Genomic DNA, 18,821 nt, shown 5'->3' on the forward strand with positions numbered 1-18,821 from the left:
AAAAATTTTATTTTTCGAAAGCATTATCATTGCTTGTTACCCGCTCAACTAATCCTTTTATCGTATTTATAAAAGGATTTTTCTCCGATTTATAATACATTATATAATCAATATCTGGTAATGCCGGAAGTTTCAGGATATCGGTGTAATCGATAAATTTCTTAGACATTGACGATCTGTTCAGACAGCCTATGCCTAATTGAGCCTCAATAGCAGACTGCATACCAATAACACTGGAAGCATAATGAGATAAATTATAAGATATTTTATTATTTTCTAATTTATCTATAGCTAATTTTTGTAATAAGCAGCCTTTTGGCAAAGTTATAATTGGCAACGGAGCAGATCCGGTTATACTAAGATCTTTCGAGCCAGCCCAGCAGAGCGGTTCATGCCCCACAACCATAAAATTATCATTATCGGGTAATCGCTGTCCGTTTAAATGAATAAATAAAGCGATATCATATTGTTCCAGAGTATGTTCAAGAAGCATTTTTGAACTGCTCTGAATTGAAACATTAAATTGAATATTCTGACATTGGTCACGTAGCCCTCTTAATACAGATGCTATCGTGGTAGGCATAAAATAATCTGTAATTGAAAGTGTCAGCTCATATACCGAATCATGGCTTCTAATATCATTTATGATATTATCATTTAAAGATAATATCTTTTTTGCATGCTTATACATTTTTTCACCAATAGCTGTCGGTTTCGCACCGTATCTGCCACGATGCAAAAGTTGTGCATCGCAAAATACCTCAAGCTTTTGGATTTGCTCACTGATAGCCGATTGAGATTTAAATAAAATATTCGAAGCTTTTGTGTAGCTGCCCATTTCTACAATGACAACAAATGTGTGAAGAATTTCTAAATCAAGTTTTTCCATAGTGTAATCAGTCTTCATCGGTTAGTGTCATTAGATTTTTTAATATATCGGATTTTCCGTTATAAATAAATCAAAAAAACCTGTTTTACAGATATAAAAAATTCTAGCTATTATTTTCCGGAAAAAAGGAGTTCATCAATGTCTTTAAATTCAAACAAATTGCCGGATAAAAATAAAAATTTTTTTTCTGATAACCATAAATGGAAAGTTTTATTTACAGGTGCATTCGCTAATACATGCTTTACCTTTGTTATCGGCGGCGTACCTGCTGCATCCATTATTCTACGTAATGATTACCATATCCCAACATCTGTATTAGGGCTTTTAATGGGAATTGTAGGTTTTGGAATTGCTGTAAGTGAATTACCCTGGGGAATTGCCACCGATCGCTTCGGAGATCGGCCGATATTAATTGCAGGATTGTCTACGACTGCCATAGCTCTTTTCATCCTTGTTTATTTTGCAAGAATATCATCACACAATTCAATAAGTATCATCTTATGTGCCGGTTTACTAGTCGTCGGTCTTTTTGGGAGCAGTGTAAATGGTTCCAGTGGCAAAGCGATCATACAATGGTTTAAACCACAGCAACGCGGCTTAGCAATGAGTGTAAGGCAGGCAGCTGTACCACTTGGTTATGCATTAGGAGCATTATTCTACCCTTATATATCAATTCATTATGGATTCTCGACCACACTATTTATATCGGCATTTATTTGTATTCTGGCTGCATTATTCAGCTATCTATGGATTATTGATCCGGATAGTAAGAGTGAACGCAAAACACCGGATATAACACAATCACTAAAAAATAAATCAACTCAGCCAATGAAATCATTGAAAGTATGGCGCATTGTATTAGCTGTGGGTATTTTATGTGCGCCACAGTTTGCATTGATGACATTTTCAATGCTTTACTTGCACGATTTTGCCGGATTAAGTATTGGTTATATCAGTATCCTGCTATTTTTCATACAAATCAGTTCAATACCAACACGTATCGGTAGTGGCTTTTATACAGATAAAAAGGGAAATAGAAAATTTTTTCTGAAAGCGATTACAGCCCTTTCATTCATTTTATTCGCAGCCCTTACCGTATTTACTTATTTTTCATATAAATTCAATATACATCATTTTGCCTGCTTTCTTAGTTTCATTATTCTTATATCTGGTATATCAATTTCTTCCTGGCATGGAATCGGATATACCGAACTGGCTACCGTTGCCGGACAAAAGAGTGTTGCAACCGTATTAGCAATGGCTAATACAGTAGTATATTTCATTCTGTTTGCAACTCCAGCCATAATTCCATGGCTATTACATCAATTCTCCTGGGTTGGCGTTTGGGCAGTCATGGCTGTTATTTGCGCAATAAGCTATTTCTTATTTGAGAATTCATCATCTGAAAAATAATTTTTTATTCATAGAAATGTACCACCCTGCTTTACTCTGTATAAAACAGACTGAATTTTTTGTTGGTAATTTTACCGATAAATTTAATTTATCTAATTTTGAATTGATTTATGAAGATTATTTTGAAAATAGCTAAACAGTTTTTTAGATTTGAAATTTCATTTTTCACATCAAGATAATTAGTCAATTTTATGATATGTGCTGAAATATTGATAAAAGTTCCATTTAACAATATTTCAGCTATATAACGTTCTTATTGACTAAGATTTATTGAAAAAAATCAAATCGAAATAAAGATATTTTCCACAGACGTAAAAAACCAATAGCTACAATAAAAGGTATAAAGCTTATAAATCTGCTTTAAACTAAAGCATAGTTAACACATAGAAAAATTAATAATAAGCAATTACTAACAAAAGAAATGTGGTTAATACTGTACTTTTACACAATATCATCAAGAACCCGTTTAACAGCAAAAGAATGGTTACTTTGTCTGATGATATGTGGGTGATAAAATCTGAAGCATCAGGCCATTATTATAGTTAAATCATTCAATATAAAAATAGTGAGCATAACACCAGTTATGCTCACTATTAGCTATATGTTGACTAGTTAGCCAGACATGACTATTACATCATGCCGCCCATGCCACCCATACCGCCCATGCCACCCATATCAGGAGCAGCAGGTTTATCTTCCGGTAATTCGGTAATCATGCAATCAGTAGTCAGCATCAGACCAGCGATAGAAGCAGCATGCTGCAAAGCAGTGCGGGTAACTTTAGCCGGATCCAGTACACCCATTTCCAGCATATCACCATACTCACCGGTACCTGCGTTATAGCCGTAGTTACCAGAACCATTCAGCACATTGTTTACTACAACGCTTGGTTCATCACCGGCATTGGCAACAATCTGGCGTAATGGTGCTTCAACTGCTTTCAGTACGATTTTCACCCCGGCTTCCTGATCGGCATTAGCACCTTTCAGGTCTTTAATCGCAGCACGGGCACGCAGCAGTGCAACACCACCACCGGCTACCACACCTTCTTCTACCGCAGCACGGGTAGCATGCAGGGCGTCATCCACGCGATCTTTTTTCTCTTTCATTTCAACTTCAGTAGCAGCACCAACTTTAATTACTGCCACACCGCCGGCCAGTTTAGCCACGCGTTCCTGCAATTTTTCTTTATCGTAGTCGCTGGTAGCCACTTCGATCTGTTTGCGGATTTCAGCAACACGTGCTTCAACAGCAGCCTTGTCACCCAGTCCGTCAATCACAGTAGTATTTTCTTTACCAACTTCTACACGTTTAGCCTGACCTAAGTCTTCCAGAGTGGCTTTTTCCAGAGACAGACCAACTTCTTCAGCAATAACAGTACCACCGGTCAGGATAGCAATATCCTGCAACATGGCTTTACGACGGTCACCAAAGCCCGGAGCTTTAACAGCAACAGTTTTCAGGATACCGCGAATATTGTTTACTACCAGAGTAGCCAGAGCTTCACCTTCAACATCTTCAGCAATAATCAGCAACGGACGGCTGGTTTTTGCCACTTGTTCCAGAACAGGCAGCAAATCGCGGATGTTAGAGATTTTTTTATCAAACAGCAAAATATACGGGCTGTCCAGACCGGCAATCTGTTTTTCTACATCAGTAACAAAGTAAGGAGACAGATAGCCGCGGTCAAACTGCATACCTTTAACAACTTCTACTTCATTTTCCAGTGATTTGCCGTCTTCAACAGTGATCACGCCTTCTTTACCCACTTCATTCATGGCTTTGGCAATGATTTCACCGATAGATTCATCTGCATTGGCAGAAATAGAAGCAACCTGAGAAATTTCTTTAGATTTTTCCGGAACCGGTTTAGAAATATTTTTCAGTTCAGCAATAACAGCTTCAACAGCTTTATCGATACCGCGTTTCAAATCCATCGGATTCATACCGGCAGTAACGTATTTCATGCCTTCAGTAACAATAGCCTGAGCCAGAACAGTTGCAGTAGTGGTACCGTCACCAGCCACGTCATTGGTTTTAGAAGCAACTTCTTTAACCAGCTGTGCGCCCATATTTTCGAATTTGTCTTTCAATTCTACTTCTTTAGCAACAGACACACCGTCTTTAGTGATGTGCGGTCCGCCAAAGGCACGATCCAGCAGCACGTTACGACCTTTAGGGCCTAAAGTTACTTTTACTGCTTCAGCCAATACATTGACACCAGCAACCATTTTCTGACGGGCTTCGTCAGAGAATTTCACGTCTTTTGCTGCCATTTGCAACTCCTAATCTTTAATAATTAATTACGCAATAAAATTTAATTTCTGGATAAATAATTTATTCAACGATACCGAAAATATCTTCTTCGCGCATTACCAGCAACTCTTCACCATCTACTTTAACAGTCTGGCCGCTGTATTTTCCGAAAATTACTTTATCGCCAACTTTAACATCCAGTTTCTGACGGTCACCGTTTTTCAGCAGTTTGCCATTACCTACGGCAATTATTTCACCCATATCAGGTTTTTCAGCAGCAGAACCGGGTAACACAATACCAGAAGCAGTTTTTTCTTCAGCTTCCAGACGTTTTACGACAACGCGGTCATTCAAAGGACGAATAGTCATATTATCTTCTCCACATCTTTAGTGCCCGAGGCACAGCAAAGTTGGTTAATACAAACCCGCATTTTCAGCGGGGCGTAAATATAAATTTATTCGCTACTTAAAGTAAGGCTGGCTTGCTGCAATTCAAGAGTAAGTAAAATAATTTTTTTCCTTACTCTTACAAATACTTAGCAAATTTGACAAATTATCTTAGTCATTACAGACAGATAGCTGCAATTACAAACAGATCTCCTGTATCCCAGTTCGACCCGATAAATTAATTTGAGACAGAGTAAATATATTACCTCAGCCCGCCGGACAGATTCCGGACACAGGTAACACATAAAGAAAAAAGATAGTTTATCTGCTAATTACAGATAAACTGTTTTTTGCATAATATTAAGTATATATACCAGATTAAAATATAAGCGGTGAAATGCCAAATAATGCTGATTAACTTAATTACCAGAATTATTTTACCAAATTCTGAAAATCAGAATTTCAATTTACAGAGGGGCTTATTTTCTTTCAAATCTGGTATCAATCTGTGCTGATAACGTTTCGCGGGCACGTGCAATACGTGAACGCACTGTACCTACCGGACAGCCTAATTCCTGAGCGATTTCTTCATAGGTCAGACCATTTATCTCTGATAAAATAATCGGCTGACGCAGATTGGCTGGCAATTGATTAATTGCTTCATCAACAGCATCAATCAGCTCACGATTAAGTAACAAATCCTCCGGAGTCTGATAATCTGACAAATGTTCCAGTACATCAGTTTCATCTCCGTCCTCATCCATAATCTCAGTAATCATTTGCGGTTCACGTCCGTAAACAGCTGCCATAGACTTAGCCGTATTCATACCGATACAGCAAAGCCACGTATAAAACTGACTTCCGGCACGAAATTGCGGCATAGCTTTATAAGCTTTAAGAAATGTTTCCTGTACCACATCCAGCGTCGTTTGCTCATCATGAGTAAAACGATGCAGAAAGTGTTTTAAACGACGCTGATACTTTCTGACCAGCAAACTAAAAATCTGAGCATCACCCTGCTGAGCCCTTCGCACCAACACCTGCTCTTCCACCTGCCGGGTAGAATCATCATGCATTTTATTATCCTCTAGTCATTATTGTTGTTGCATCAATCAGCAGCTGAATCTGCGATAAATCTAGTATCAGCCTTAAAGTTTTACAGCCTTAGAGGCAAGTCCTCCATAATTGGCATCCATCCGTCAGTTACACCTCTGTCAATATCAACAGCAACATTAATAACAGCGGCACACTGATTGTCTGAGTCACATAAAACCGGCCAGACAGTACGCATAAAAGGAGGGATCTTCCTTTCTTGTAATAATTTTCTAACTTTTTTTCTTCCTCCTCTCAGAACAATAGTATCTTCATTATCTGCCTGACGCACTATCCACGCAGCATCAGTTTCCGCCAAACCAAAAGGATGCCGGTTCCATTGCAGATAACGGGCAGTAACCAGTTTCTGACTGGACACCGGTAACAATCCATACCAGTGCCACTGCCCGCTTACATCATACTTATCAATCCATAATCTGGAATCATAATAGACCACACGCGCATGCGGTAAAGCCCATTGTGCACCAGTTTTGCTTTCCATCAACTGTCGTGCAAATTCTGTTAGAGCCGCAGACGTAGACATTCCCAAACAATGCTTTTGCGCAAATAAACGCAATTGCTGCCGACGGCGTGATTCACTTAAATTACGCCATAAAGGAATCTGAAACCCCTTTTGCTGTGCATGCAGCATAGTCCAGTCAGCTTCAGCTATTTCATTCAATAAGCTCAGTTCATCCTGTAAACGTTCTACTGCCGCTTCTATCTGGGTATCCAGATGTGGCAGATGTTTGCGCCAGTATGGCAAACCGTCCAGACGCAGCCAGTTGCGTAAATAGGCACAATTACTATTACTGTCATCTTCAATATGCCCAAGTCCTGCGGCATCTGCATATGCCTTGAGCTGTTGCCGGGAAAAATGCAATAGCGGACGCCAGATAACAGTATGTTCAGTTAATGAACGTATCGCCGGCATAGCTGAAAGCGAACGTAAACCGCCTCCGCGCAGAGCCCCCAAAAAAAAAGTTTCAATTTGATCATTTCTGTGATGCGCCAATACTACTGCATCAGCTTCACTATCAGCATAAACCTGATAACGTGCTTTACGCGCAGCGGCTTCCAATCCCTCTCCGGCCGCACGCACATCTACCCTGACAAGTTGCAGCGGAACTGACCACAATGCGCATAATTGCTCACAAAATGCAGCCCACTCATCCGCATATCTGCTTAAACCATGATGCACATGAATTGCAGATATCTGTATCGGCAGGCTATCACGCAACTGAGTCAGCGCGTGTAACAATACCACTGAATCCAACCCGCCGCTGAGACCTACTGCCAAAATACAACGGTCAGCCATAGAGGCTGACCATTGTTGTGCAATACTCTCACATAATTTACTTACCGCTGAACTGACCATAGCTCATCAGACGATCAAAACGCCGGCTTAGCAATGTCGACAACTGTTTGCCTTTAGCATCTTGCAGCTGACGGGTTAGCACCGATTTTACCCGTTGCATAATTTCCGGATAATTACGATGTGCTCCTCCCAGTGGTTCCTCAATCACAGTATCAATTAATTTCAAATCATGCAGGCGTTTGGCAGTAATCCCCAGAGCCTGAGCAGCTTCCGGAGCTTTTTCAGCCGTTTTCCATAGAATAGATGCACAACCTTCAGGTGAAATCACTGAATAAGTCGAAAATTGCAGCATATTGATGTAATCACCTACAGCGATTGCCAGAGCCCCGCCAGAACCGCCTTCACCAATCACTGTACAGATAACCGGTACACGCAGCCGTGCCAGCTCGTATAAATTACGGCCGATGGCTTCAGACTGCCCTCTTTCTTCTGCTCCGATGCCCGGATAAGCTCCCGGTGTATCAATAAAGGTTAGCAGAGGAATTTGAAATTTTTCTGCCAGCTTCATCAGGCGCAGAGCCTTACGGTATCCTTCGGGCTTAGGCATACCAAAATTACGGCGAATTTTTTCCTTGGTATCACGGCCTTTCTGATGACCAATAACCATTACGCTTTCACCATTAAAGCGTGCCAAACCGCCAACAATGGCAGCATCGTCAGCAAATGCACGATCCCCGTGCAATTCTTCAAAATCTGTACACAGAGCATCAATATAATCTAAGGTATACGGACGCTGTGCGTGACGGGATACCTGCGAAATTTGCACCGGCGTCAGTTTGGCAAAAAGATTTTTGGTTAAATCGTCGCTTTTCTTTTTCAGGCGCGCGATTTCTTCGGATATATCCACAGCCGATTCATCCTGTACAAAGCGCAATTCATCAATTTTCTGTACCAGTTCAGCTATAGGTTGTTCAAAATCCAAAAAAATCTGTTTCATTGTTAAAATATCCGCAAAAACATGTATCAGCTATGATACGCGAAGAAATGAAGCTATGCAGCCCTTATTAATAAAAACCTGATAGCACAATTATAAATTATAATAATAACAATATGATTTATAAAATATAATTATAAAAAAACATCTCTACAGCCACCTGCGCATCCGAATTACACTTTAGCGTTTTCTATCAATTTAAACAGATATAGCAACAACTTAAACCACATGCCTCAGCAGCAATGCTAATTAAATAAACATCCAATAACAAGCAGATCCGAAACACTATATACGCAACAAATATGCATTAACAGCTTGCCAAGACTAGGAATTACCCACTAAAATTAGCGATTTTCTGTTATCTTGGCAGAATAAAATTACTTCGATTTTTTCACTAAGGAATACACTATGGTAGTTATCCGTTTGGCTCGCGGTGGTTCTAAACACCGTCCTTTCTATAACATTGTCGTAGCAGACTCACACAACCGCCGTGACGGCCGCTTTATCGAACGCGTTGGTTTTTACAATCCTGTTGCCAATGAGAAACAGGAACGCGTACGTCTGAGCGCAGACCGTCTGAACCACTGGATTGGTCAGGGCGCGCAATTAAGCGAAGCTGTTGCCAAGCTGGTTAAAGAACAAAAGGCTGCGGCCTGATTTAGCAGTAAAGCAAATGAATAGTACACAGCCACAATGGGTAGCAATGGGCTATATAAAAGGCGTGTTCGGAGTAAAAGGCTGGGTGAAAGTCCATTCTGATACTGAATATACCGATAGCCTGCTCGACTATCCGCAATGGCAGCTGAGTAAAGATGGCCAGATTAAAACTGTAAGCATAGCCGAAAGCAAAATCAGCGGCGATGAATTACAGGTAAGATTTGACGGCATAACCGATCGTGACAGTGCAGCATTACTGCGCGGCTTTACCATCGAAATAGACCGCGCCAGCTTTGCCGAAACCGATGACAATGAGTATTACTGGACAGACCTGATCGGAATGCAGGTACATAACCGTACACAGGAAAATCTGGGTACTGTCAGTTCATTAATGCAAACCGGTGCGCATGACGTACTGGTAGTAGATGGTGCTTTTGGCCGTAAACTGATTCCTTTTGTCTCACAGTACATTGATGAAGTTAACTTGCCTCAACAGCAAATTGTTGTTGACTGGGGCAGTGATTACTGATGCACATTCAGGCCATTACCCTGTTTCCGGAAATGTTTACCGCCCTTACCGGCAGTGGCGTAACCGGTCGTGCATTACAAAAAGGTATATGGGAATTTGCTACCATTAATCCGCGCCAGTTCGCTGATAACCCGTTGGGTTATATTGATGACCGGCCGTTTGGTGGTGGTCCGGGAATGATTATGATGGCTCCGCCCTTACAGGCAGCCATTGATACAGCCAGACAGACTTGTCCCGAAGGGCGACTGATTTATATGAGTCCGCAGGGCAAGCCACTGAATCACGCACAGACAGCAAATCTAGCCAGAGAAAAAGCTTTGATTGTACTGTGCGGCCGCTATGAAGGTATTGATGAACGCATCCTGACCAGCAACGAAGTAACCGAAATCAGTATTGGTGACTTTGTGGTTTCCGGCGGTGAATTGCCGGCAATGATGTTAATGGATGCAGTAATCCGTTTGTTACCCGGCACACTTGGCGATACACGCTCAGCAGTAGAAGATTCTTTTGCCAATGGTTTACTTGATTGCCCACACTACACCCGTCCGGTAGAATTTCGTCAGCAGACAGTTCCCGACGTTTTACGTAGCGGTAATCATGCTTTAATCGCACAGTGGCGATTAACTCAGGCGCTCAGGCGCACACTGACACGCCGACCAGATTTACTGGCCGATCGTGAATTAACCCCAGAGGAATCCAGACTCTTGCAGACGATCAGACAAGAGGAACGGGATATCCCATTATAATAGGAAGCTTAATATGAACTTAATTCAACAATTAGAGCAAGAAGAAATCGCTCGCCTGAATAAAGAAATTCCGGCTTTTGCACCAGGTGATACCGTGGTTGTTTCTGTACGTGTTACTGAAGGTAGCCGTACCCGTTTACAGGCCTATGAAGGCATTGTAATCGCCCGTCGTAACCGTGGTCTGAACAGTAACTTCATCGTTCGTAAAATTTCTAGCGGTGAAGGTGTAGAACGTACATTCCAGTTATATTCTCCAGCCGTTGAAAAAATCGAAGTTAAACGTCGTGGTGATGTACGTCGTGCCAAACTGTACTACCTGCGTGGCTTAACCGGTAAAGCTGCCCGCATCCGTGAAAAACTGCCGGCTCGTAAAGCCTAAGCAGTATTTACAATTACTATTAGCTGCCTGCGGCAGTACTAATACTCAGGCCGAATCATCAGATTTGGCCTTTTTCTTTATGTTTTCGGTCAAACTGGTAAAACAGAAAATGTCAGAGCTTTTAAATAGCATGAAATAATCAATAAATACTTATTGAAATAGTGTTATATAAAAAATACTGAATAGATAATTGAATTTTTAAAAATTAATTTCTCTGACAGAAATAATCCAAATCTGTGAATGCCAGCCACGCCTATCCTCTGCTCACAAACTCTAATAATTTACACACCGGCAAAAGGTGAAAAATGTTAAAATTATCCGGTTTTTGGTTTACTCCATCCTAATTTAACTTGCTTTGTCTTACCCAAAGGAAACACACCAAATGAGCCAGTCCCTGAGTTATCGTGATGCCGGTGTTGATATTAATGCTGGTGATTCTTTGGTTGAAAGAATTAAACCATTTGCTAAGCGTACCATGCGGCCTGAAGTATTAGGTGATTTGGGCGGATTTGGTGCTTTGGTTGAAATCAGCCAGAAATATCGCCACCCGGTACTGGTTTCCGGTACCGATGGTGTAGGTACCAAACTGAAACTGGCCTTTGAATGGGATCAGCACGACACCGTAGGCATTGATCTGGTAGCTATGAGTGTCAATGATATTCTGGTGCAAGGGGCAGAACCATTATTCTTTCTGGATTATTTTGCCTGCGGCAAACTAGATGTTGAACGTGCCGCCGCTGTTATTAAAGGCATTGCAGCCGGTTGCGAACAGTCCGGATGTGCACTGATTGGTGGTGAAACTGCAGAAATGCCGGGTATGTACCCCGATGGCGAATATGATCTGGCCGGCTTTGCAGTTGGCGTTGTAGAAAAAGAACAGGTAATTAACGGACGCAGCATTGTTGCAGGTGATGTTGTATTAGGTCTGGCTTCAAACGGTATTCACTCCAATGGTTACTCACTGGTTCGTAAAATTATCGAACGTGCCCAGCCTGAGCTTGACGCTGAATTTAATCAGGGTAAAACATTGCGTCAGGCAATCATTGCCCCGACCCGGCTTTATGTAAAACCTATTCTGGCGGCACTAAAACAATTTACCATCAAAGGTATGGCTCATATTACCGGTGGCGGTATCAGTGAAAATGTACCCCGCATTCTTCCTGAAAACACCGTGGCCGCCATTGATTCTCAATCATGGCCATTACCCAAACTTTTTCAATGGCTGCAACAAGCTGGAAATGTAGAAATTCAGGAAATGTACCGCACTTTTAATTGCGGTATTGGTATGGTTTTGGTGGTGAATGCAGAAGATGCAGATGCGATACAGAAATTTTTACAGCAACAAGGCGAAACTGTTTATCAGATAGGTCGTATTCGTTCTCGTCAAGGGGAAGAACATCAAACCCAAGTAAATTAGATAATAATTAAAAATTAATTGCAATATTAATATATGAAGGCTTAGAATTAATTTATTTATTCTAAGCTTTTCATTTAATAAATTATATAATTATCAATCAATTAAAATTTATTATTGAAATAACGAGTTCAGATTCAAAATCTTAGTCAACTTTATTTTTGAAAGAAATATATCTAGCAGAACTTTCGATACCTGGAAAAACTGTACTTTCATTGATATTAAGTAAGTCTAGTTCGTTTAATATTTTTTTTCTATTCTTAATTTTAATTCTTTTGATTTGAATAAAATCATTTCCAATTTCTTCTAAACTAGCATTTAAACCAAATAAAAGAAAGACACCCGACTGAGAAGTTATTCTTTCATTATTTTTAATTCCCTTAATACAAATAATATTTTGTAAATCGTATTTATCAATTCTCGGTTCAAAAAAAGGTTTCTCGTCTCGAATAAAATGAAGAAGTTTTTTTATACTGGTCTGTTGATTAAAACGTTCACGATCAAAGTTAAACTTAATTGATTCTTTTTCTTGATCGGATAATCTTGCCAAATTTGCAATACAGCTCGCCGTGTCAGAATCATAATATTTGACATGCTTATCATCTATAAAAAATATAATCACTTCCCCTATACCTTCATCCATATCTACACTTGATTTACATGCAAAATAAAGGGCTATAAGTGGATTAGTAGTTAAATCAAGTAATCGTGTCGGCATTGAGTAATGCTGCATTCTAACCAATTTATCTAATGTATATCTATCATTGATAAATTCTTTATATTCAGACATGTACAATTCTCGATATAAAATATGTTCTTGCGAACTATATATAGAACGACCTTGACTATTTTTTCTAAAAAGTGAGGGTACTAAGCGATACCGCTCACTTGAGTGTCCGCGATAAAATATATGTTTTTTGTGTTTTTTTAAATCCAAAATTTGCTGAATAAATTCGAATATTTCCCCAATATAAATATCTTTTCTCTCTTGTTGTGTATACATAATAAATTACCTATTCATTATCAAAAAATTGCTGAAGCTGTTTCTCATATAACTGAAGCTGTTTCTTATATAAATTAAGAGGTATATCAATTAACCCAATATTTTCAGTAGATATAAAATGTATTTCATAGTTTGAATCTTCAAAACTAATAAATTTACTTATTCCCATTTCAATATTCGTAATAGCCTCAGTAAAATCTGAATCATATTCTATTGTGATGGATTCGGATGTATTATCAGAAAAATAAATATTTATACTATGTGTTATCTCATCAACATTTTCTTCAGTAAAATTATTCTCTTCGATCAAATCCTTAATAACTAATTGTAATTTTTCTGAAGTATTCTCATAAAAGTATTCCTCATCACAAAAATATTCTTCTATAAGATTGTAATATTCTTCAGCTCCTAAGCCTTGATATCCATCCCAAGGTATTTCCCAATTTTCTGGGGCATCGGATGAATCATCGAGAAGTGAAATTTTTTTTATTGATTTAGTATTAATAATAAGGAAGTGGTTATTTAGTGTATCAACAGAAAGTAATTTATCAAGTATATCTTCATCATAACACAAGCTTTCTTGAATTCTTTGAGCTGTAGCAGAGGTAATCGGATACCATTTAATATTAGTAGAATTGCATAAAAGAATGCCAATATGCCCCCAAAAAGAATCAATTATTTTTTCTTTTTGCCATGGTTGCCAATGTGTTGTTGAAACTGTTTCATTACATAAAATATCAAGAACGCTTGTACCAAAAATTACCGCAAGATCCCTTAGTGTTTTTAATTCTGGTTGAGATTTATTCGATTCCCAATCACTTATATCTTTCGTTTTTACCCCCAGAAGATCAGCTAAATATTTTTGTGTATAATTACATGTTTTTCTTAAAATTTTTAATTTTTCCATATAAGTACGAATAGCAATTAAATTAATTAAATAAAATAGTGAACAATTTATATTTCTATTGTTATATTTACATATTTAAGCTAATTAAAACAATGGCAATGGCTTATATTTCTATTAAAAACTGTAATAATTAAATATAGCCTTTTGCCAACATCTGATAATTGCCGGCAAAAGACATATTATCGTTTATTTCGTCAATAATGCAGGGAATAGCCTTTCAATCCATTGACGCAGTAAAATCAGTTTACCATGAAAAAAATGGCCGGAACCGGGTACAACCAATACAGGTAAATCCTGCCCTTCAGCCCAGTTCAGGCTGTTCTGCAACGGTACCACTTCATCCTTTTCACCATGAATCAGTAATGTAGTAGCCGGATTATAGGCATTGGGTGCATCAATGGTATACATACCTATAGCCGGACCCATCAGCAATAAGGCATCCGGTCTTGCAGTGAGCGCGCTGAACAAGGCTACATAGCCACCAAAAGAAAAACCGGATAATACCAGTTTACTAACTTCCGGATGCTGAGCACGGGCAAAGTCAACCACGGCAAGGCAGTCTGCCACTTCACCGCGACCATAATCATGCTCTCCTTCGCTATTACCCACGCCACGCAAATTAGGCAGATAACAGTGAAAACCCATTCCTGTAAGTGCTTTTGCTGCTGTCTGTACCACTTTATTGGTATTCAGCCCGCCTTGTAAAGGATTGGGATGATTAATTACAGCCACACCACATGCGGTACCCTGCGCAGGTAAATAAATAGTTTCAAGCCGTCCTGCCGGCCCGTTAATCCAGATGTTCGGTTGTTGCTTCAGCATCAGATTTACTCATTACTTTCAGGTTTATCCATTAACAATCGGGTAACAACACGATCGTTTGCCAGTTCTTCATCCAATATTTCCTGCAGGTCACTTTCGTCTACATAGGTATACCAGCGCCCCTGCGGATAAAGCACCATAACCGGCCCTTCATCACACCGGCCAAGACAGCCGGCACTACTGATACGCAGCTTACCTACTCCCATCAGCCCCATGGCTTTAGCATGACCTTTGAGATAATCAACTGCATCTGCACCAACATCATCGTCTCCACAGCTCTGGCGACACGGATTATCTCGGCGATTGGTGCAGACAAAAAGATGTTTAGCATAATAACTCACGGGTTTTCCTTTATTCTTTGTTTCTGCTCACACCGGCAATAGTCATTTTGCCAGTATGAAGTATTTAATCATTAAATGTCAGCACACGATTACTGTGTGATTGCTGAGCTTTAACTGAAGCCAGCATAGCGGGCAAATCCAGATTAAATTCAATTGCTCGCTGTGCAGCCCGTTTTTTCAGTTTATCCCAGTCACGTACTGAAGGCGGCTGCTGAAAGGCCAGTACGGCAATATTGCCATGAGTTTCAGCCGGCACCATTAGCACTCTGTTGTCAAATACACTACGCAACCGGCGTACAAAAGTCTGAAACCGTTTGTCACCCTGCCACCAGTTAGTAACAAAGATACCATGCTCACTCAGTGCCTGACGGCAATCCTCAAAAAAAGGTTCAGCAACCAGACTGTCAATAATCTGCTCACCATCAAAGCCATCAACAAGAATGATATCTGTATTACCCCGTAGTATCTTGATGTATTCGGCACCGTCGTCTTCAATAATTTCGAATTTTTCGCCCTCAAATGGCAGCTCAAACATACTGCGGGCAATACTGATAACCTGAGGGTTGATATCGACAGCAGTCTGACAGGTATCAGGCAGGTAAGCATCTATCCAGCGTGCAAATGAGCCACCGCCCAAACCTATCTGGGTAATATGCCGGGGCATACTGTCGGCAAACAATAGCCATGCCATCATAGCCCGGCTATACGATAGCACCAGTTCTGCCGGATCATCGACATTCATAGAACTTTGTATAGTAGACGTACCCAGATGGAGAGAACGTATATTGCCTGATTCGGATATGCCTACTTCGGGTAACTCATAGTGCGCAGGACGTAAACGACGATAGGGGTGTTGTGGCATAGTAATTTCCGTCATCAGATAACAATAAAGTAGCAATTGGCCGGATGGCTAATATGCAGTCTGATAATATTCAATATCAGATTAGCAGTAAACCGTTTAAAAATAATATTAGCCTCACTGATAAGACTGGAATAAACAGCAAATACAGTGAGGCCAGTTGGTGGTGTATTATATAGTTATAACAGATTTTTTGTTTTATAAAGTAATATGTCACTTTTGATAGCAAATGGTTTATTGAATCAATTTTCTGGTACTGCAACCTATAAATCCGGTGTTTCCATTTGTATTGCTGAATCACAAACTACCTATCATGAGATTTGTAAAATATCCAAGAGGTAATTTAATAACTATCTGTGTTGTAAGATTTAACAAGTACAGATACAGAATAAGGTCAATAGACTGATTAGTGCTGTTATAAGCAAAATCACAAGCAAAGCACAATCAGATAATAGTGCTCTAAATCAGCAATAAAAGCAGGCAAACTATATCCGACTACTCAATATTCCTGTCGGAAAGAGTATGAGCTGATATACATAGGATGATACTGGCAGGACCGCTTGTCTGCCATTCATAATATTTTATGCTCCGGCAATCAGATGCAGGGCTTCTTCATATTTAGCCAGTGTTTTGGTAATTATGTCTGCCGGTATATGTGGTGCCGGTGGTTGTTTATTCCAACCGGACTCTACCAGCCAATCACGGATAAACTGTTTATCGAATGAAGGCGGATTGCTACCAACCTGATAGCTGTCTACAGACCAAAAACGGCTGGAATCCGGGGTAAGCACTTCATCCATAAGCGTCAAAACACCATTCTCATCCAAACCGAATTCAAATTTGGTATCGGCAATAATGATGCCTTTACTGCGAGCATAATCCGCGGCTTCTGAATATAGCTTAATCGCCTTAGCACTTACCTGCTCTGTCAGTTCTTCTCCCAGCAGAGAAGCACATTGTGACAAACTGATATTTTCATCATGGTCGCCTACAGCGGCTTTACTCGAAGGAGTAAAAATTACCTCAGGTAACTGTTCAGCTTCCCGCAATCCGGCTGGTAATTTAATTCCGCAAACAGCTCCGGTTTGCTGGTAATCACGCCAGCCACTGCCAGAAAGATAACCGCGAACAATAGCTTCTATTTTCAACGGGCTTAATTTTTTTACCACAACTGCCCGTTTGGCAATTTTCTCAGCCTGCTGGCGTGGCAGCACATCATAAACTGTTTCACCAGTAAAATGGTTAGGCATAATATGTTGCAGTTTTTTAAACCAGAAATTGGATATCTGGGTAAGAATTTCGCCTTTTCCTGTTATAGGTTCAGGTAAAATTACATCAAAAGCCGATAAGCGGTCTGTAGCTACCATCAGCATGCGTTTCTCGTCAATTGCATACAAATCGCGTACTTTACCCGAATATATTTTTTCCAGAGCCAGCTCAGTCATCATCTACCTCTATTCAAGCGGTTAATCGCCAATATAATATACCTGTGCAAATCAATAACCTTGTGCTAAGGTAATCATTGTGCAACAAATGTTAGCAGCCAATGATTATTTTAACCGATATTGCAATACAACAGACAGTCTGTTTGCCGTACTGCAAGGGTTAAGCCGGTTGCTGATGTTAAATCGTAGATAAATTCCACGCCAATTGGAAGGAGAATTGCCATGGCTGATTTTGATTCACAAAAAAAAGATTTAATGAAAGAAGTACGTTCTGTACTGGATGAAGTTGAAGATTTATATGAAAACGCCGGCGACAACGGGTCTGATCAGGCCAAAGCATTGAAAGATCAGTTTCGTAAAAAACTAAGCAATACCAAATCCAAACTGTGCGATATCGAAAGTACACTGGCAGAAAAAGCCCGTGCCACAGCTGAACGCACTGATGAGCTGGTACATGAACAACCATACTATGCTATGGGTGTTGCTGCCGCAGTCGGCTTTCTTGCCGGTGTGTTGCTGGGACGTTGCAGACACTAAACAACTTACGGCATAAGTTCATTCAGGCAATCTGGTCTGACGATCGGTTGCCTGAATATAATTTACTTTTTAACGGATAATATACCATGAGTATAGGCAATCTTGGTCGTGACCTGCGCCAGCTGAAAATCTGGCTGACTTATGGCACTGAGTTATTGTGGATTCGCTTACGTATGCTGCGTCTGGATGCGATTGCCCAGCTGCAAAGTATTATTGTACTGATGGTACTTGTTGTACTTGCCGGAGTAATGTTTTTTCTGGGATTTATCAGTTTATTATTCGGTCTGAATACTGTACTTTCCCCTCAGGCTAAAGTATGGGTATTTTTTGGTCTTGCCATTCTGTTTTTACTTTTGATTCTGCTTCTGACTATATTGATTATTAAATTGTTACGCAAACAAAGCCAGTTTATGACAAAAACACTTGATGCAATGAGTGAAGATCTCAGCTATCTCAGACACACCGGCAAGCATGAAGCCAATGGAGAACACAGACGACCATGAGTAAATCCGATAAGCTGAATATCGCACAACAACGCGAATTGCTGGACATACAGGCACAAGGTACGAGATTAAAATTACTCGCAGAGCAGCTCAGGAATGGCGATAATACCCATAAATCACGTTTATGGCAGCGCTCGCTGAATATTGTGGATAAAATTCCGGCAGGAGGTTTGGCACTTAAGCTGGCAAACAAACCCAAACGCTGGCGCAACAAGCTGCTGGTGGGTGCAGTAATAACCGCAGCTACTCTGATAGCCAATAAAATTAGCCGCAATATACGTTAAAATACAACAGATAATAAAGATAAAGCCTCTTATCAGCAAGTAAGAG

21 protein-coding genes are annotated in these 18,821 nt (G+C 40.1%); 9 read left to right on the forward strand and 12 right to left on the reverse strand.

Translation table 11 applies throughout. The features are described from left to right. Positions 1–7: 7 nt before the first annotated feature. Positions 8–889, reverse strand: coding sequence for a LysR family transcriptional regulator (locus GYY70_RS08270; RefSeq protein WP_174832037.1), 882 nt, complete (start codon positions 887–889; stop codon positions 8–10). 138 nt (positions 890–1,027) lie between these two features. Here GYY70_RS08270 and GYY70_RS08275 point away from each other — a divergent pair, with 138 nt between their 5' ends. Continuing rightward, on the forward strand, positions 1,028–2,302 hold the full coding sequence (locus tag GYY70_RS08275) for an MFS transporter (RefSeq protein WP_174832038.1): 1,275 nt from the start codon (positions 1,028–1,030) through the stop codon (positions 2,300–2,302). Positions 2,303–2,931: 629 nt separating this feature from the next. Here GYY70_RS08275 and groL read toward each other — a convergent pair. The 5 genes from groL to GYY70_RS08300 all read right to left on the reverse strand — a co-directional run bounded on the left by groL (position 2,932) and on the right by GYY70_RS08300 (position 8,352). Next, positions 2,932–4,578 (reverse strand): chaperonin GroEL, encoded by a 1,647-nt coding sequence (gene groL, locus GYY70_RS08280; RefSeq protein ID WP_078475142.1) that lies wholly within the window; start codon positions 4,576–4,578, stop codon positions 2,932–2,934. Positions 4,579–4,639: 61 nt separating this feature from the next. Next, positions 4,640–4,927, reverse strand: coding sequence for a co-chaperone GroES (groES, locus tag GYY70_RS08285; RefSeq protein WP_025331149.1), 288 nt, complete (start codon positions 4,925–4,927; stop codon positions 4,640–4,642). Between the two features lie 497 nt (positions 4,928–5,424). Next, complete coding sequence (locus GYY70_RS08290) at positions 5,425–6,021, reverse strand: sigma-70 family RNA polymerase sigma factor (protein ID WP_078475141.1); 597 nt, start codon at positions 6,019–6,021, stop codon at positions 5,425–5,427. Between the two features lie 80 nt (positions 6,022–6,101). Further along, positions 6,102–7,415, reverse strand: a complete 1,314-nt coding sequence (gene tilS, locus GYY70_RS08295; RefSeq protein ID WP_084547873.1) for a tRNA lysidine(34) synthetase TilS — start codon at positions 7,413–7,415, stop codon at positions 6,102–6,104. Further along, positions 7,393–8,352, reverse strand: a complete 960-nt coding sequence (locus GYY70_RS08300; protein WP_025331152.1) for an acetyl-CoA carboxylase carboxyltransferase subunit alpha — start codon at positions 8,350–8,352, stop codon at positions 7,393–7,395. The genes tilS and GYY70_RS08300 overlap by 23 nt, the downstream gene beginning before the upstream one ends. A 405-nt stretch (positions 8,353–8,757) precedes the next feature. Between GYY70_RS08300 and rpsP the strand changes: the two genes are divergently transcribed. The 5 genes from rpsP to purM all read left to right on the forward strand — a co-directional run bounded on the left by rpsP (position 8,758) and on the right by purM (position 12,077). Beyond that, positions 8,758–9,006, forward strand: a complete 249-nt coding sequence (gene rpsP / locus GYY70_RS08305; protein ID WP_025331153.1) for a 30S ribosomal protein S16 — start codon at positions 8,758–8,760, stop codon at positions 9,004–9,006. Positions 9,007–9,022: 16 nt separating this feature from the next. Then, positions 9,023–9,535 carry a ribosome maturation factor RimM gene (rimM, locus tag GYY70_RS08310; RefSeq protein WP_078475139.1) on the forward strand — a complete coding sequence of 171 codons (513 nt, stop codon included), beginning with the start codon at positions 9,023–9,025 and terminating at the stop codon, positions 9,533–9,535. Continuing rightward, positions 9,535–10,281 (forward strand): tRNA (guanosine(37)-N1)-methyltransferase TrmD, encoded by a 747-nt coding sequence (gene trmD / locus GYY70_RS08315; protein ID WP_025331155.1) that lies wholly within the window; start codon positions 9,535–9,537, stop codon positions 10,279–10,281. Before rimM ends, trmD begins: the two co-directional genes overlap by 1 nt. A gap of 13 nt (positions 10,282–10,294) precedes the next feature. Further along, entirely contained in the window at positions 10,295–10,660 is a 366-nt protein-coding gene (rplS, locus tag GYY70_RS08320) for a 50S ribosomal protein L19 (protein ID WP_025331156.1), read from the forward strand. A 382-nt stretch (positions 10,661–11,042) separates the two neighbouring features. Further along, positions 11,043–12,077 (forward strand): phosphoribosylformylglycinamidine cyclo-ligase, encoded by a 1,035-nt coding sequence (purM, locus tag GYY70_RS08325; RefSeq protein ID WP_078475138.1) that lies wholly within the window; start codon positions 11,043–11,045, stop codon positions 12,075–12,077. Between the two features lie 142 nt (positions 12,078–12,219). Here purM and GYY70_RS08330 read toward each other — a convergent pair whose 3' ends face one another. The 6 genes from GYY70_RS08330 to GYY70_RS08355 form a co-directional block, all read right to left on the reverse strand. Continuing rightward, on the reverse strand, positions 12,220–13,077 hold the full coding sequence (locus GYY70_RS08330; RefSeq protein WP_174832039.1) for an FRG domain-containing protein: 858 nt from the start codon (positions 13,075–13,077) through the stop codon (positions 12,220–12,222). Positions 13,078–13,087: 10 nt separating this feature from the next. Continuing rightward, positions 13,088–13,984 carry a helix-turn-helix transcriptional regulator gene (locus GYY70_RS08335; RefSeq protein ID WP_174832040.1) on the reverse strand — a complete coding sequence of 299 codons (897 nt, stop codon included), beginning with the start codon at positions 13,982–13,984 and terminating at the stop codon, positions 13,088–13,090. A 186-nt stretch (positions 13,985–14,170) separates the two neighbouring features. Then, the gene (locus GYY70_RS08340; RefSeq protein ID WP_174832041.1) at positions 14,171–14,806 is read right to left on the reverse strand and encodes an alpha/beta hydrolase; all 636 of its coding nucleotides are present in this window, start codon (positions 14,804–14,806) and stop codon (positions 14,171–14,173) included. 5 nt (positions 14,807–14,811) lie between these two features. Next, complete coding sequence (locus GYY70_RS08345) at positions 14,812–15,147, reverse strand: ferredoxin (RefSeq protein WP_037475854.1); 336 nt, start codon at positions 15,145–15,147, stop codon at positions 14,812–14,814. Between the two features lie 64 nt (positions 15,148–15,211). After that, a complete protein-coding gene (locus GYY70_RS08350; RefSeq protein WP_174832042.1) occupies positions 15,212–16,009 on the reverse strand; it encodes a polyamine aminopropyltransferase in 798 nt (265 codons plus the stop codon). Positions 16,010–16,587: 578 nt separating this feature from the next. Continuing rightward, the gene (locus tag GYY70_RS08355; protein WP_174832191.1) at positions 16,588–17,451 is read right to left on the reverse strand and encodes a phosphoribosylaminoimidazolesuccinocarboxamide synthase; all 864 of its coding nucleotides are present in this window, start codon (positions 17,449–17,451) and stop codon (positions 16,588–16,590) included. 222 nt (positions 17,452–17,673) lie between these two features. On the opposite strand from GYY70_RS08355, the gene GYY70_RS08360 reads away from it, so the two are divergent. From GYY70_RS08360 to GYY70_RS08370, 3 genes are all read left to right on the forward strand, one after another. Continuing rightward, a complete protein-coding gene (locus tag GYY70_RS08360) occupies positions 17,674–17,988 on the forward strand; it encodes a YqjD family protein (protein ID WP_025331163.1) in 315 nt (104 codons plus the stop codon). Positions 17,989–18,074: 86 nt separating this feature from the next. Beyond that, a complete protein-coding gene (locus tag GYY70_RS08365; protein ID WP_025331164.1) occupies positions 18,075–18,491 on the forward strand; it encodes a phage holin family protein in 417 nt (138 codons plus the stop codon). Then, positions 18,488–18,775, forward strand: a complete 288-nt coding sequence (locus GYY70_RS08370) for a hypothetical protein (protein WP_084553029.1) — start codon at positions 18,488–18,490, stop codon at positions 18,773–18,775. Before GYY70_RS08365 ends, GYY70_RS08370 begins: the two co-directional genes overlap by 4 nt. The last annotated feature ends 46 nt before the right edge of the window (positions 18,776–18,821 follow it).

The organism is Snodgrassella sp. ESL0324, from assembly GCF_013344955.1.
Taxonomy (GTDB): domain Bacteria; phylum Pseudomonadota; class Gammaproteobacteria; order Burkholderiales; family Neisseriaceae; genus Snodgrassella; species Snodgrassella alvi.

What these genes read in the sequence shown, in the direction of transcription:
- GYY70_RS08270 (WP_174832037.1), bottom strand. Translation starts at nt 889, where the DNA reads ATGGAAAAACTTGATTTAGAAATTCTTCACACATTTGTTGTCATTGTA.
- GYY70_RS08275 (WP_174832038.1), top strand. Translation starts at nt 1,028, where the DNA reads ATGTCTTTAAATTCAAACAAATTGCCGGATAAAAATAAAAATTTTTTT.
- groL (WP_078475142.1), bottom strand. Translation starts at nt 4,578, where the DNA reads ATGGCAGCAAAAGACGTGAAATTCTCTGACGAAGCCCGTCAGAAAATG.
- groES (WP_025331149.1), bottom strand. Translation starts at nt 4,927, where the DNA reads ATGACTATTCGTCCTTTGAATGACCGCGTTGTCGTAAAACGTCTGGAA.
- GYY70_RS08290 (WP_078475141.1), bottom strand. Translation starts at nt 6,021, where the DNA reads ATGCATGATGATTCTACCCGGCAGGTGGAAGAGCAGGTGTTGGTGCGA.
- tilS (WP_084547873.1), bottom strand. Translation starts at nt 7,415, where the DNA reads ATGGTCAGTTCAGCGGTAAGTAAATTATGTGAGAGTATTGCACAACAA.
- GYY70_RS08300 (WP_025331152.1), bottom strand. Translation starts at nt 8,352, where the DNA reads ATGAAACAGATTTTTTTGGATTTTGAACAACCTATAGCTGAACTGGTA.
- rpsP (WP_025331153.1), top strand. Translation starts at nt 8,758, where the DNA reads ATGGTAGTTATCCGTTTGGCTCGCGGTGGTTCTAAACACCGTCCTTTC.
- rimM (WP_078475139.1), top strand. Translation starts at nt 9,023, where the DNA reads ATGAATAGTACACAGCCACAATGGGTAGCAATGGGCTATATAAAAGGC.
- trmD (WP_025331155.1), top strand. Translation starts at nt 9,535, where the DNA reads ATGCACATTCAGGCCATTACCCTGTTTCCGGAAATGTTTACCGCCCTT.
- rplS (WP_025331156.1), top strand. Translation starts at nt 10,295, where the DNA reads ATGAACTTAATTCAACAATTAGAGCAAGAAGAAATCGCTCGCCTGAAT.
- purM (WP_078475138.1), top strand. Translation starts at nt 11,043, where the DNA reads ATGAGCCAGTCCCTGAGTTATCGTGATGCCGGTGTTGATATTAATGCT.
- GYY70_RS08330 (WP_174832039.1), bottom strand. Translation starts at nt 13,077, where the DNA reads ATGTATACACAACAAGAGAGAAAAGATATTTATATTGGGGAAATATTC.
- GYY70_RS08335 (WP_174832040.1), bottom strand. Translation starts at nt 13,984, where the DNA reads ATGGAAAAATTAAAAATTTTAAGAAAAACATGTAATTATACACAAAAA.
- GYY70_RS08340 (WP_174832041.1), bottom strand. Translation starts at nt 14,806, where the DNA reads ATGCTGAAGCAACAACCGAACATCTGGATTAACGGGCCGGCAGGACGG.
- GYY70_RS08350 (WP_174832042.1), bottom strand. Translation starts at nt 16,009, where the DNA reads ATGCCACAACACCCCTATCGTCGTTTACGTCCTGCGCACTATGAGTTA.
- GYY70_RS08355 (WP_174832191.1), bottom strand. Translation starts at nt 17,451, where the DNA reads ATGACTGAGCTGGCTCTGGAAAAAATATATTCGGGTAAAGTACGCGAT.
- GYY70_RS08360 (WP_025331163.1), top strand. Translation starts at nt 17,674, where the DNA reads ATGGCTGATTTTGATTCACAAAAAAAAGATTTAATGAAAGAAGTACGT.
- GYY70_RS08365 (WP_025331164.1), top strand. Translation starts at nt 18,075, where the DNA reads ATGAGTATAGGCAATCTTGGTCGTGACCTGCGCCAGCTGAAAATCTGG.
- GYY70_RS08370 (WP_084553029.1), top strand. Translation starts at nt 18,488, where the DNA reads ATGAGTAAATCCGATAAGCTGAATATCGCACAACAACGCGAATTGCTG.